This window comes from Micromonospora sp. NBC_00362 (assembly GCF_026342155.1).
Lineage (GTDB): Bacteria > Actinomycetota > Actinomycetes > Mycobacteriales > Micromonosporaceae > Micromonospora > Micromonospora hortensis.
The window spans coordinates 170,371-183,838 of the sequence record NZ_JAPENH010000002.1; the positions used below are offsets into that span (position 1 = coordinate 170,371).

Annotated in this window: 12 protein-coding genes; 10 read left to right on the forward strand and 2 right to left on the reverse strand. The window is 68.0% G+C overall.

Annotated features, from left to right (window positions below; all coding sequences use genetic code 11):
* Positions 1–232: 232 nt before the first annotated feature.
* The 5 genes from OG992_RS32750 (at position 233) to OG992_RS32770 (ending at position 4,677) form a co-directional block, all read left to right on the forward strand.
* Positions 233–1,129, forward strand: coding sequence for an ABC transporter ATP-binding protein (locus tag OG992_RS32750; RefSeq protein ID WP_266305381.1), 897 nt, complete (start codon positions 233–235; stop codon positions 1,127–1,129).
* Positions 1,126–1,875 (forward strand): ABC transporter permease, encoded by a 750-nt coding sequence (locus tag OG992_RS32755; protein ID WP_266305382.1) that lies wholly within the window; start codon positions 1,126–1,128, stop codon positions 1,873–1,875. The genes OG992_RS32750 and OG992_RS32755 overlap by 4 nt, the downstream gene beginning before the upstream one ends.
* Positions 1,876–1,889: 14 nt before the next feature.
* Positions 1,890–3,044 (forward strand): sensor histidine kinase, encoded by a 1,155-nt coding sequence (locus OG992_RS32760; protein ID WP_266305383.1) that lies wholly within the window; start codon positions 1,890–1,892, stop codon positions 3,042–3,044.
* The gene (locus OG992_RS32765) at positions 3,041–3,694 is read left to right on the forward strand and encodes a response regulator transcription factor (RefSeq protein ID WP_266305384.1); all 654 of its coding nucleotides are present in this window, start codon (positions 3,041–3,043) and stop codon (positions 3,692–3,694) included. The genes OG992_RS32760 and OG992_RS32765 overlap by 4 nt, the downstream gene beginning before the upstream one ends.
* 155 nt (positions 3,695–3,849) lie before the next feature.
* The gene (locus OG992_RS32770; protein WP_238684327.1) at positions 3,850–4,677 is read left to right on the forward strand and encodes a MerR family transcriptional regulator; all 828 of its coding nucleotides are present in this window, start codon (positions 3,850–3,852) and stop codon (positions 4,675–4,677) included.
* A 96-nt stretch (positions 4,678–4,773) separates the two neighbouring features.
* Here the strand turns inward: OG992_RS32770 and OG992_RS32775 are convergent, their stop codons facing one another.
* Positions 4,774–5,661 (reverse strand): LysR family transcriptional regulator, encoded by an 888-nt coding sequence (locus OG992_RS32775; protein WP_266305385.1) that lies wholly within the window; start codon positions 5,659–5,661, stop codon positions 4,774–4,776.
* A gap of 84 nt (positions 5,662–5,745) precedes the next feature.
* Between OG992_RS32775 and OG992_RS32780 the strand changes: the two genes are divergently transcribed.
* Positions 5,746–7,059: an aspartate aminotransferase family protein gene (locus OG992_RS32780; RefSeq protein WP_266305386.1), complete on the forward strand. Its 1,314-nt coding sequence runs from the start codon at positions 5,746–5,748 to the stop codon at positions 7,057–7,059.
* 234 nt (positions 7,060–7,293) lie between these two features.
* On the opposite strand, the gene OG992_RS32785 is transcribed toward OG992_RS32780, so the two are convergent.
* Complete coding sequence (locus OG992_RS32785) at positions 7,294–7,824, reverse strand: hypothetical protein (RefSeq protein WP_266305387.1); 531 nt, start codon at positions 7,822–7,824, stop codon at positions 7,294–7,296.
* Positions 7,825–8,362: 538 nt separating this feature from the next.
* On the opposite strand from OG992_RS32785, the gene OG992_RS32790 reads away from it, so the two are divergent.
* From OG992_RS32790 to OG992_RS32805, 4 genes are all read left to right on the forward strand, one after another.
* A complete protein-coding gene (locus tag OG992_RS32790) occupies positions 8,363–9,070 on the forward strand; it encodes an SDR family oxidoreductase (protein ID WP_266305388.1) in 708 nt (235 codons plus the stop codon).
* 400 nt (positions 9,071–9,470) lie between these two features.
* Complete coding sequence (locus OG992_RS32795; protein ID WP_266305389.1) at positions 9,471–9,908, forward strand: DUF6188 family protein; 438 nt, start codon at positions 9,471–9,473, stop codon at positions 9,906–9,908.
* A gap of 173 nt (positions 9,909–10,081) precedes the next feature.
* On the forward strand, positions 10,082–10,246 hold the full coding sequence (locus OG992_RS32800) for a hypothetical protein (protein WP_266305390.1): 165 nt from the start codon (positions 10,082–10,084) through the stop codon (positions 10,244–10,246).
* 218 nt (positions 10,247–10,464) lie between these two features.
* Positions 10,465–13,443: an immunoglobulin-like domain-containing protein gene (locus tag OG992_RS32805; protein ID WP_266305391.1), complete on the forward strand. Its 2,979-nt coding sequence runs from the start codon at positions 10,465–10,467 to the stop codon at positions 13,441–13,443.
* Positions 13,444–13,468 lie beyond the last annotated feature (25 nt).

Sequence of the window (13,468 nt, forward strand, 5' to 3'; positions counted from 1 at the left end):
GCACCATTTCCGGGCGGCTGCTGGCAGATGTAGAGCTCCCGGGTGCTCCAGGCCACGTCAGCTCCTCCCCCGTGGTACGGCTGGCTCCACGCTTGCATCGGCGGGGCGGCGTTCGCGTCGGTGAAACACCCTTACGTAGCGATGGCCAGTAGAACCTGGGTACCAACGGCGGGCCGGTAATGCCGACCGCGGTACCACGATGAGGGCTGTGCCCGGACCTAGCGTGGTGAGCATGATTCAGGTACGCGAGGTAACCAAGCGATACGGTGCGAAGACGGTCGTCGACCGTCTGTCGTTCACCGCGAAGCCCGGACAGGTCACCGGCTTCCTCGGCCCCAACGGCGCCGGCAAGTCGACGACCATGCGGATGATCGTCGGTCTCGATGCGCCGACCTCCGGCGACGTGCTGGTCAACGGCAAGCCGTACGCGTCGTCGCAGGCACCGCTGCGCGACATCGGCGTTCTGCTCGACGCCAAGGCCGCACACCCGGGCCGGACGGCGGTCAGCCACCTTCTGGCGTTGGCTCGCACGAACGGCATCCCGCGCTCGCGCGTGGACGAGGTGCTCGACCTGGCCGGTCTCTCGGCCGTCGCCCACAAGCGGGTCGGTGCGTTCTCCCTTGGCATGGGCCAGCGACTCGGCATTGCCGCCGCGCTGCTCGGCGACCCGGCCGTGGTGATGCTCGACGAGCCGGTCAACGGCCTCGACCCCGAGGGTGTCCTCTGGGTGCGCAACCTGCTCACCGGCCTGGCCGCCGAGGGCCGCACCGTGATGCTGTCCTCACACCTGATGAGCGAGGTGTCGCTGATCGCGGACCACCTGGTCATCATCGGCCGGGGCAGACTGCTGGCCGACACCACAGTGGCCGACTTCGTGACCGCCGAGGGCGTCCGCGTCGTCACTCCCGCCCCCGACGCGCTGCGTACGACGATTGCCGGCCCTGGCATCACGGTCACCTCGACCGGCGCCGAGGAACTGCTCGTCGCCGGCACCTCCGCCCGCAAGATCGGGCTGGCCGCGGCCAGCCGCGGCATCCCACTGTTCGAACTCACCCCGCAGAACTCCTCCCTCGAAGAGGCGTTCATGGACCTGACCCGCGACGCTGTCGAATACGAGGCCTCCCGATGAAGATCACCCCTGGTGGCGTCGTCGCCGCCGAATGGACCAAGTTCTCTTCCCTGCGCTCCACCTGGATCACGACCGGCATCTCCGTCTTCCTCCTGATCGCCTTCGGCATGATCGCCTCGGCGTCCTTCTCGGGTGAGGGCCCGACCTCGGTCGATCTGGCCCTGTCGGGCAGCGTCCTGGCCGCCCTGTCCGTCGGCGTGCTCGGCGCGTTGCTGGGGGCGAGCGAATACACCACCGGCATGATCCGGGCGACTTTGGCCGCGGTGCCGCGCCGGTTGCCGGTGCTGTGGTCAAAGGGCCTCGTGGCCGGGGCAGCCGCCTTCGTGACGATGACCATCGGCGCCTTCGCGGCTTTCGCCCTGGGGTCGGCCGTGCTCAACGAGAAGGTCGACGGTCTGGGCCTCGGTGACGAGGGCGTCGTGCGGGCCCTGTTCGGCGCCGGCCTCTATCTGGGGCTGGTCGCGGCGCTCGGCGTCGCGCTCGGCATGCTCGTCCGCTCCAGCGCCGGCGCCATCGCGATCCTGTCCGGCGCGCTGCTGGTCGTGCCCGTTCTGGCCCCGCTGCTGCCGGACTCGATCGCCGATGCCGTCACCCCCTACCTGCCCAGCAACGCGGGCAGCGCCGTGATGGCACTGGCCCCCACGGACGGCACGCTGGGTCCGTGGGCCGGAATCGCAGTCTTCGCCGGGTACGTGGCCGTGACGCTCACCGCCACCGCCTATCGGCTCAAAAAGACCGACGCGTAAGGGAGACTCGGGCGATGAGCACGCAGGGATGGCTCGTGGACCGGCAGGCACGGCTGCGGGCGTTCGACCGGCGCCACCCGTGGGTCATGGACACCCTGGTAGCCGTCCCGATCGTGCTCTTCAGCATCCCGAACATCATCGAGAAACCCCTGTCGGCGACCATCGCGACCCTGGTGCTGCTGCCACCGCTCTACTGGCGGCGGCGGTACCCGTTCCCGGCGTTCCTGGCCACCGCGACCATCGAGTTGATCGAGGGACTGCTGGACGTCGGCGTCGGCGCCGGAGTGATCCTGCTCGTGATGCTGTTCGGGGTGGCCTCCCGCGGTTCGTGGCGGGCGCTGGCCTGGGCCTCCGGGATCGCCCTCGCGCTGCTGGTCGCCGAGATCTACCTGATCAACCCGGTGACGGAGAACCGCGTCACCACCCTGCTCCTGGCGATCGGCACAGAGGCGGCCGCGGTCGCGTCCGGCGTCGCGGTGCGCACCCGCCGGGCGTACCTCATCGCCCTGGAGGACCGGGCCGCCCGCCTCGAGATCGAACGGGATCAGCAGGCCCGCCTGGCCGTCGCTGAGGAGCGGGCCCGGGTGGCCCGCGAGATGCACGACATCGTCGGCCATCACGTGTCGGTGATCGTCGGCCTCGCCGACGGCAGCGCCGCCCTCGCCAGATCGCGGCAGGAGCAGACCGCCGAACCGCTCCGGCTGATCGGCGAGACCGGCCGCCAGGCGCTCGCGGAGCTGCGCCGGGTGCTGGGCGTGCTGCGCGAGGGTGACCCTGGTCCGCAGCTGAGACCGCAGCCCGGCATCGACGATCTCGACCGGCTGCTGCCGAGCGTGCGGGCAGCCGGGCTGCCAGTCACCTACTCCACCTCGGGCGAGCTGCACACCCTCGGCAAGGGGCTGCAGCTCGCGGTCTACCGCATCGTCCAGGAAGCGCTCACCAACACCCTCAAACACGCGGGGCGCGGCGCGTCCGCGACAGTCACTCTCGCTGCCTGCCACGGAGAGGTACGGGTACGCGTTCTCGACAACGGCCGTGCCATACCGGCCCCTCCAAGCCACGGCCTGCTCGGCATACGCGAACGCGCCGCCATGTACAGCGGGATAGTGACCGCCGGCCCGGTGGAGAACGGCTGGCTCGTTGACGTAGTCCTCAAGGAGCCCTCATGACCACCGTCCTGATCGTCGACGACCAGCAGTTGCAGCGAATGGGCTTCAAGATGCTGCTCGACGGCACCCCCGGCATCACCGTGGTGGGTGAGGCCGCCACCGGCGCCGAGGCAGTGCGGAAAGTCGATCAGACCCGGCCCGATGTGGTGCTGATGGACGTGCGCATGCCCGGCATGGACGGCATCGAGGCCACCCGCCGCATAACCGCGGCCGGCTCACGCACCCACGTGCTGATCCTGACCACATTCGATCTGGACGAATACGTCTACGCCGGACTTCGAGCCGGAGCGAGCGGCTTCTTACTCAAAGACGCGCGCCCGGAGGAACTGATCGCCGGCATCCGCGCTGTCGCGAGCGGAGACTCAGTGGTAGCCCCCAGCCTGACCCGCAAGCTGATGGACGCCTACCTGCAGGAACCGGCGCCGGCCACCTCCGAGAATCCCCGCCTGAGCACGCTGAGCGAGCGGGAGCGGGAGGTGCTCGAGGCGATCGGCCAGGGCGCCACCAACACCGAGATCGCCGAACGCTTCACGCTGACCGAGTCGACCGTGAAGAAGCACGTCGGACGGGTCTTGTTCAAGATCGGAGCCCGCGACCGGATCCAGGCGGTGATCTTCGCGTACGACAACGGCCTGGTCCAGCCTCGCTGACGGGCGAAAGGGCATGGATCGCCCCGTACGACCGCGTTGCTGGCACCGTCCTCGCACGACGCGGCGACGCCACGCCGCCGGAGATCGCTCTGGGCGGTCTTCCTCTCGGTGATGAGCGGGCCGTCGCGGGTGGACTGCCCGCTCGGTCCCTCGAAGTGCTGGATCCGTCCGGTGACGCCGACCAGCTGGGCCTCCGGCACCGAGGCGAGATCCGATTCATCGGCGCAACCGACGTGGCCTGGAGCACCCGTGAGCTCGCGAAACTCGCCGGCACCACGGTGAACACCATTCGGCACTACCACCGGCTCGGACTGCTCGACGAGCCCGAGCGCCGACCGAACGGATACAAGCAGTATGGGATACAGCATCTCGTCGTCCTCCTGCGCATCCGGCGGCTCGTAGAGCTGGGTGTGCCCCTGTCCCGGATCGGCGCGATCACCACGGGCGGCGCCCCCGCCCCGGAAGTGCTGCGTCAGGTCGACGCCGACCTGGCGGCCGAGGTCGAGCGTCTACGCCGAGCTCGCTCCGACATCGCGATCATTCTGCGCGACGGGGCGCCAGCTGACGCGCCCGCGGGCTTCGAGTCGGGCGCGCCGCGGCTGACCGTGTCCGACACCTCGCTCATCCACGTCTTCACCCAGCTCAACGACGAGAACGTGATGAAGGACCTGCGGCGCATGGCGGACGCCGACACGGATCCCGTCAGCCACGACATCGACACCCTGCCGCCCGACGCCGACGAGGCGACCCGCCAGAACCTCGCCGAGAAGCTCGCCGCGCGCCTGGCGCAGCATCTGGTCGACTATCCCTGGCTGCGTGACCCCGCCCGACATCTGTCGAAGAGCGAGCACGTCACGCGCCAGACGTTGATCGACGCCGTCGTCGGTCTTTACAACCCCGCCCAGGTCGATGTGCTGGGCCGGGCCAGCATCCTCGCTCAGGAGCAACTGCGTCGCGAACAGGGGCTCGACCCTCCGGCCTGAACTCGTGCGTAGCATCCCGAATCGAAAGGAAGGCACAATGGCTCCGATCGCGAGGCCGAGGAGCGGGCGCTGGCCCGACCGACGGTCCGGCCAAGGTCAGTCACCTGCTCTCAGGGCATTGAGCACGGCCGTCACCTCGGGGCGTGACGCGGCCGGTCGCCGGGCCCCGGCGGTGATGCGCCGGGTCAGCGGCGGGCTCAGCGGTCGGGTCACCACCCGGTATCGCGGGTCCACCGCCAGCTTCGGCAGCATGGTGATCGAGCGGCCGTTCTCCACGTGCTGGAGCGCCAGCATGTAGTTGTTGAACCGACAGATCACCACGGGCTCGAAGCCGGCCTCCCGGCACAGCCGGGTGGACAGCTCGGACATGTACGAGCCGTCGACGTCGAACGTCCAGGGCTGCTGCGCGCACGCCTCAAGGGCGACCGACTCGGCGCTGGTCAGCGGATGCTCCGGGGGCAGTACGAGCACGATCGGGTCGGTGGCGAGCGGCACCAGGTGGATCTCCGGGGAGAGCTCGGCGCCGGCGAAGTCGGCCGTCGTGATGATCAGGTCGACGTCGCCGCGACGCAGCGCCGGCATGCTCTCGTGCGGCTCCAGCTCCAGCAACACCACGTTCAGATCCGGGTGTCGGGCCGCGAGACGGACAAGCGCCGGTTCGGCGAGGGCTTGCACCGCACTCTGGAACGCGGCCACGGTAACCGTGCCGGCGGGCTCGTCGGCGAGGCGGCGCAGTTCCGCCTCGGCCGCGTCCATGGCAGCGAGGATCTCCCGAGCCCGGCCGGCGAGCAACATTCCGGCCGCAGTGAGCCGCACCCGCCGCCCGGTGCGTTCGAGCAGCGCGGTCCGGGTCTCCCGTTCCAGAGTGGTCAGCTGCTGCGAAACCGCCGACGGGCTCAGGTTGCCGCGCTGCGCAACGGCCCGGACGGTGCCGTAGGTCGCCAGGTCGGCGAGCAGGCGCAGTCGCCACGGATTCAGCGTCATGACCGCCGACTGTACGGCTTTGCTTAACAGCGACAGCGGAAATGTGCGATGGACGTGCCTGTCCGGGCTGCCTAGCGTCGATCCATGGCTGATTCGTTCTGGTCCGACGCCGATCGTCACCTGGTCCGCTACATCGGCGCGGGCAGCTTCGTACGCGAGATCATCGACCGCGCCGAGGGCAGTTTCGTCTTCACCGCCGACGGCCGCCGCCTGCTCGACTTCACGTCGGGGCAGATGAGCGCGATCCTCGGTCACTCCCACCCGGCCGTCGTAGCCACGATCCAGCGGCAGGCAGCCACTCTCGACCACCTGTTCAGTGGCATGCTGAGCCGGCCCGTGGTCGAGCTGGCACGCCGCCTCGCCGGCTCGCTGCCCGCGCCGCTGGACAAGGTCCTGCTGCTCACCACCGGCGCGGAGTCCAACGAGGCGGCGATCCGGATGGCGAAGCTGGTCACCGGCCGGCACGAAATCATCTCGTTCGCCCGGTCCTGGCACGGGATGACGCAGGCTGCGGCGAGCGCCACCTACAGCTCGGGGCGCAAGGGGTACGGGCCCGCGGCGCCCGGCAACTTCGCGATCCCCACACCGAACGCGTACCGGCCCGACTTCACCTCTCCCAGCGGCGAGCTGGACTGGCGGCATCAGCTGGAGTTCGCGTTCGAGCTGTTCGACGCCCAGTCGGTGGGCAGCCTGGCGGCGTGCCTCGTCGAGCCGATCCTCAGCTCCGGCGGGGTGATCGACCTACCGCCGGGATACCTCGTGGCGCTGCGCGACAAGGTGCACGAGCGGGGCGGGCTGTTGATCCTCGACGAGGCGCAGACCGGTCTGTGCCGCACCGGAGAGTGGTACGCGTTCCAGCGTGACGGCGTCGTGCCGGACATCCTGACCCTGTCCAAGACGCTCGGCGCCGGCCTGCCGCTGGCCGCTGTGGTGACCAGCCCCGAGATCGAGCAGACGGCGCACGAACGCGGCTTCCTCTTCTTCACCACGCACGTCTCGGACCCGCTGGTCGCCGCGGTCGGCAACACGGTCCTGGACGTGCTGGAGGACGACCGGCTCGACGAACAGGCGGCGCAACTGGGCTCGTACCTGCGGAAGGGCCTTCAGGAGATCAGCCAACGGCACCCCGTGGTCGGCGACGTGCGCGGCCGCGGGCTGCTGGTCGGGCTCGAGCTGGTCAGGGACCGGGAGTCGAAACGACCGGCCGACGCTCTGGGCGCCGCGGTGACAGGGCGTTGCCTGGAGCTGGGCCTGCACATGAACGTGGTGCAGCTGCCGGGCATGGGCGGCGTCTTCCGCATCGCGCCAGCGCTCACCTCCAGCCACGCAGAGCTGGACCTGGGCCTGGAAATCCTCGACCATGCACTCGCCGACGTGGTGCCGCAGTTCATACCCTGATAGACGGGCCGAGGACCGTGATCCCGGTTGGATGAATGACCACGTCGCGGCACCGTCGAACAGTTTCAAGCGCTCCATCGCGCCGGAAATCTTCGGAGCCGTCCGCGCGATCATCACGCCAGCCGTGGCTTGAATCAGCAACTCTCCAGCGAGGAGCCCAGCTTCCGTAATCGGCCATAGCACGGTGCAGCACCCCTCGGGCAGTGCGAAGCCTGCACGAGCGCACGGCGGGTGCTATGCAGGGGCGTCGTCATGCCGGGCCGGCCCGAAGAGAGTCATGACGAGCGCCACAATGCTGAAAAAGCCAGATCCCAAGGCCAGCAGAAGCGAGGGCACGAAGGCGGATGGCGGTGGCACCCAGCCACCAAGCACCCAGGGAAGCGTCACAAGGACGACAACCGCTGCCGTGGTGGCGACTTCGTTGACAACGAACGCAGTCGATATGGCCGAGCCGCCGCGAGAGACTGTGCGGTAGGTCGTGTCGACAGTTGAGGCAACCAGCACCACCGAGAGCGCGATGAAAGTAAGAGCACCCCAGATCGGCTTCAGGCCGGCGAGTGTGAGCGACACGATGAGCGGCACGGCCGAGACCAAGAAGATCCACCGCACTCCCGAGCGCATGTAGCGGTCGGCCGCAGCTGCGCCCCGGCGGGTCTTGTGCAGGTCGGAGTCGAGGTAAAAGAAGACTCCGACGAGAAGTGTGCCGACAAGAGCACCAGAAACTTCTGCCATAGTAAAGAAAAACTCGTCGCTAATTTCTCGCATCGCGACCGACTCCCCTTCAGCATGGAAGATGTCCCGACGGCAGTCTCTCGGTCACCATACGGCCGACCGAGGAGGGCGTGTGCGCATTCGCAGTCTCGGCATTTCGAGTGTCAAGTCCATGCGTTCAGGCGTGAGTTGTCCGAGGCACGGAAGGCACCGTGAGCACCATCAGCACGCTGAGAGCGCGTTTCGCATTCGTGTCATTCGGATGTTCAAGGTGCGGCGTTGTTGGCGGGTGGCGGGTTTGCTTCGGGTGAGGGCGGAGCGTGTCGCCGAGGGCGGACCACCGATTCATGGCCTCTGGTGTGCCGGGGTAGGTCTCGTATGACAGTGTGCGAGCGACCTGGGGTCCGATCTGGGCCTCCCACGGCGTACGAATCCTGCCCGGCCCGTCCTCGATGTGGCTCGACGCGCGTGGGCGCCGGCTCCCGGTGCCGCTCTACCCCGGATTCGACCCGAGCGCCGCCGACACGAGCGAGCGTGATTCACCTCGCACAAGTTTGCCCCTGACGTCAACGTGAGGTTTTAGCGTGGCGATATGCAAATCAACGGCTCAACAGCTCTCGTGACCGGAGCCAACCGCGGCCTCGGCAAGGCCTTCGCCGAAGCCCTCCTCACCCGGGGCGCCACCGTCTATGCGACCGCCCGTCGCCTGGAAAGCATCGACATCCCCGGCGCCATCGCGCTCCAACTGGACATCACGGATCCCGCGTCAATCGAGGCCGCCGCAGGCAAGGTGGAGAACCTCGACATCCTCATCAACAACGCCGGCACCTCCACTGAAGCCCCGCTACTCGGCCCCTCCACGGAGAACATCCGCCGCGACCTCGACACCAACTTCTGGGGCACCCTCAACGTCACCCGCGCCTTCGCGCCCAGGCTTGCCGGTGGCGCCATCCTCAACGTCATCTCGGCGCTGAGCTGGTACACCTTCAGCCCCGGCAGCAACGGCTACGCCGCCTCCAAGGCCGCGGAGTGGTCCCTGACGAATGGCATCCGACTCGAGTTGGCCGACCAGAAGACTCTGGTCACCGCCCTGGCGCTGGCGATCGCCGACACGGACATGATGGCCGGCGTCGACATCCCCAAGCTCGCGCCCCACGAGGTGGTCGCCCAGGCCCTCGACGGACTGGAAGCAGGCAAGATCGAGGTCATCGCTGACAAGCCCACCGCCAACGTCAAGGCCTCCCTCTCCCGCGATCCCGCCGACTTCTACGCCGACATCACCGGCAACCTCTTCGCCTGACCACACCGGTAATCCGCCTGCCGGAGTACCGGATCTACTCCGACGAGCCGTCCGTTGCCGCGGAGGCGGCGCTGTCCGCCACGCGGCGTTCGGTGCTGTATTTCCTGTACACCCGACATCACGATGGCCGGGTACGGCAACGGCGGCTGGAGCGGGTGGTCGGCTTGATCCAACCGTGGGTGGCGCCGTTCGCGGTGCAGTTGATGGGCGAATTCGTGGAACGAGATTCTGCTCGTCATTCGGCGAGTTTTCGCACCGGAGCTGGTTGTTCCGCATAGCCCCACGGACGCCGTCTACGGCCGATGTGCCGCCGGGAACCCGGCTTTCGTGGTGGTCTGGGCCGCCGCGGCAGATCCGGATACTCGGCGACGACCTGGAGGATCCAGGGAAGCATGGGTCCATGACCGAGCGCGTGGAACCGACCGGGCTGATCGAGCAGACCGGTAAGTGGCTGCTACCGGTCGGCGACGGCGTCGTGACACAACTGCGGATCGACTTTGCATTCACGCTCATAGTCGAGGCCTGGATCGAGATCCGTATCGAAACTGAGTTCTCCTACGGCGCACCCGGTGCCGAAGGCCGGTTCGACCCCTCGACGTCGACAGGTCTGGCACCGTTGCTCGACAGGCACCAAGCGCAGATCACGGCCGCCGAGATTCGCAAGGACGGTCGGTTGACTCTGACCTTCGCCGACACCGCAGTCCTCGTCGTGGAGCCGGACGATCAGTACGAGGCGTTCACAGTCACGAGTATGCCGCCGCCGGGACTCCCGGGATTCCGCTTCGTCGCTGTCCCCGGCGGCGGCCTCGCCCACTGGGTGGCCGAACACAGACAGTGATGCACACGCCTTCACGACCAGCGGCAACGTGACGGACTCCAGCAGGCAGAACCGCGGAGGACTCCACGGGAAACGGGACGCCGCCCCGCTGCCTCCAACCTGCTCCCCCAAACCGGGCTCGCACCAGGCCGCCGACCCCCCGTGCCGGTGCTCGGAAGCTCCACCGTTCACAGTTGGCCGCCGAGCAGGCCTTCCCGGCCCGGACCAGGAGGCAGCGCGGTGACTTCCGCCTCCAGATCGGCGACTGGGTCTGTCGGGTTATCGGCCAGCCACTGGAGGATCGGTTCGGCGAGGTAGCGGCGTTCGGGGCGCCCGGCCGTTCCGGCGTCCACCACTGATGGCCCCGCCTCCTGGCCCGCGTACGGCCCGGCCCGGCAAGGGATCCGGGACCACTGGCGTACCTGAACCCCGACAGGCCGACCGGTGGGCACATCAACCTCGGGGCTCCGTGACCCTCAGGCCGCAACGGACTGCGTTGACCCGGCAGCGCACCGTAGTTAGCGTTAACAGCTCCGTCCACCTTAGAGAGAACCTCACCCCGATCAAGGAGGATCAGTTGAGACTGCGACAGCGAAGGCCACGTCTCGGGCTGAGTCGCAAGGGTAGAGGTGTCGCGGTCCTGGCACTGGGTGCGCTTCTTTCGGTCTCGTTCGCGGCGACGCCCTCGCACGCTGCCGAGGAGCAGCTCAACGAGGGTCTGGTGCACCACTTCGCCCTCGACGAGACCAGTGGGACGACGTTGGTCAACTCGGGTAGCGCGGGCGCGGCGGCGAACGCCACACTCGTGAATCCCGAGGAGGCGTCCCTGACCGGCGAAGGACTCAGGTTCAACCCCGACTCCTACGAGAGCGCCCTCGACGGCGCATACGTGGCACTGCCGAACGACATCACCGCCGGCATGTCCAACCTCACCGTCGACTATGACGTGTGGGTCGATCCGGCAAACGTCGGCGAGCACCAGATGTGGGGTTTTGGCCGTAAGTCCGGGTCGTGCGACGTCGACACCGGCGCAGAGGGCTCCATCTTCGCGTCGAACACGCAGCGGTTCCGCGTCGCCGTGGGTCCGGCGAACCTCCAACAGAACCGGGTCCGCATGCTCGAGGGAGCGTGGACCCACGTCACCTACACCCAGTCACTGAACTCGAACGGCACGAGCTGGACCGGCAGGCTCTACCTCGACGGCGTGCTGCACGCGACGTCGACTGACCTGACCACGGCGCCGTCGGTGAACGCTGCGGGGACCAACTGCAACTTCCTCGGTCGCTCGCAGACGTCGGGCCACTACTCGTTCCGCGGAACCATCCGGGACTTCCGCGTGTACGACCGGGCAGTGAGTCTCGACGAGACAATCGTCCTGGCGGAGAAGACCGTCTCCGATGGCGTTCGCGCCGACGCCGCGGCCATCGACCTCGGCCTGACCAGTGCGGTCGTACGAGATGTCGTTCTGCCCAAGGTGGGTTCCGTGGCGGGCTCGGCCATCACCTGGAGTAGTTCGGACCCGTCGGTCGTCGAGGTCTACACCCCGCCGGCCCTCGCCAGCGCGCGCAAGGTTGCGGTGACCGGCAGGATCACCCGGCCAGGCCAGGGGCAGCCCGACGCGACAGTCATTCTCACAGCGACTGTCCGCAAGGGTGCCGAGGAGGTCACCACACGGGAAATCCCGGTGGTGGTGAAGGCCGAGTTCGACAATGGGCAGGCGGTCGACCGTGACGCCTCCGACCTGACAGTGGACGCTACCGACGACGTGCGCGGAAACCTCGACCTCGCTGCCAGGGGCGAGTTCGGATCCACGATCACCTGGAGGTCGACCGCAAGCCTCGTCACCCCGACGGGTGAGGTAACCCGCCCGGCCTTCGGCCATGAGGACGTTGCCGCCACCCTGACGGCGACCATCACCAAGGGCACGGCCTCGCGGAAGAAGTCGTTCCCGGTGACCATCACCGCCATGCCACGTTCCGAGGAGTACGAGCGGTACTTCATGGGGTACTTCAAGGGTGAGGGAATTGCCGACGGCGAGCAGATCATGTTCGCCACATCCAACGGAAACACCGCCCTGGACTGGACCGGTCTGACCGGAGGTCGGCCGTCACTCATCTCCCAACTGGGCGACCAGGGGCTTCGTGACCCGCACATCGTCCGCTCACCTGACGGCGACACGTTCTACATGATCGCCACCGACCTGAACTGGTACGACCAGGGTGGATACGCCATCAACGACACCCAGTACATCGAGGTGTTCGAATCACACGACCTTGTGAACTGGACCCCTCAGCGGCACGTGAAGGTCGCGCCCGGCAACGCGGGGAACGCCTTCGCACCAGAGTCGCTGTGGGTCGAGGAAATCGGCGCCTACGTCGTGTTCTGGGCTCAGTCGCTGTGGAGCGACCCCGTGAACCGCACCGGTCAGGGCAACGCGCAGATGTGGTATGCCACGACGCGAGACTTCCAGACGTTCTCCGCTCCCCAGGTCTGGCAGGATCCGGCTCCGCTGTCGCGAATCGACACGACCGCGATCCGGGTCGGTGACCACTACTACCGGGTGACCAAGAACGAGGCTGGCAACCAGGGCTCGGACATCTTCTCGGAGAAGCACACCGATTTCCTGGACAGCAACATCGACAACTGGACGTTGGTCGCGCCGGCACTTGGCCGCACGACGTGGGTCGCCAACCAGGGGTACGAGGGACCGGTCATCTTCAAGGCGAACCCCGGTGACACCTCCTGCCCCGGCCAGTTCTACCTGTGGGGTGACCGGTACACGAACGGAGGCGGATACCAGGCCGCGTGTCACGAGAACGTCGAGGCCCCGACCTGGAACGCCAAGGCGATCACGATGACCAACGCGGGTGTCGTCCGTCCGCGTCACGGCACCGTGATCCCGCTGACCGTTCGCGAGTGGAACGATATCCGCGGGATCCCGAACAGCGACGTCACGACCACCACCGAGGTGGCGGTCGAGCCATACGCGAGCGGCGCCCAGACGACCACGGCCACCGTGACAGTCACGGCATCTGACGGGTTCGAGACCGGCGGTCAGGTGCGGCTCAGCATCGGCTCGTGGTCGAAGCTCGCCCACCTGAGCGACGGCGCGGCGACGGTCACCCTGCCGACAGGTCTGCCGGCGGGTGCCCGGACGGTCAAGGCCGAGTACCTCGGCTTCGACTACCTGAAGGCGTCGGCGGGTACGGCATCGTTCGGGGTGCCCTCCGGCCCGGCCGCCGTCAAGGTCCAGGCGAAGGCCGCGCCCACATCGGTCGTCCGCGGGGGCACGTTCAGATTGAACGTGACTGTTGGGCCGGCGGGCAGGCACCAGCACCGCCCTCCGACCCCGACCGGCGAGGTCACCGTCACCTTCGGCGGCACCGTGCACGTCGTGCCACTGGCGGACGGTAAGGCCGTCGTCGAGCTGCCGACCGCCGATCTGCAGCCCGGCGCCTACCGGGTCCACGTTGCCTACTCCGGCAACCCGACCTACCAGTCCCACGCCGCCGATTACCAGAAGTTGACGGTGCGGAAGTCGCATAGGCACCGCTAGGCGCGCCGAGTTGCGGCACAGGTAG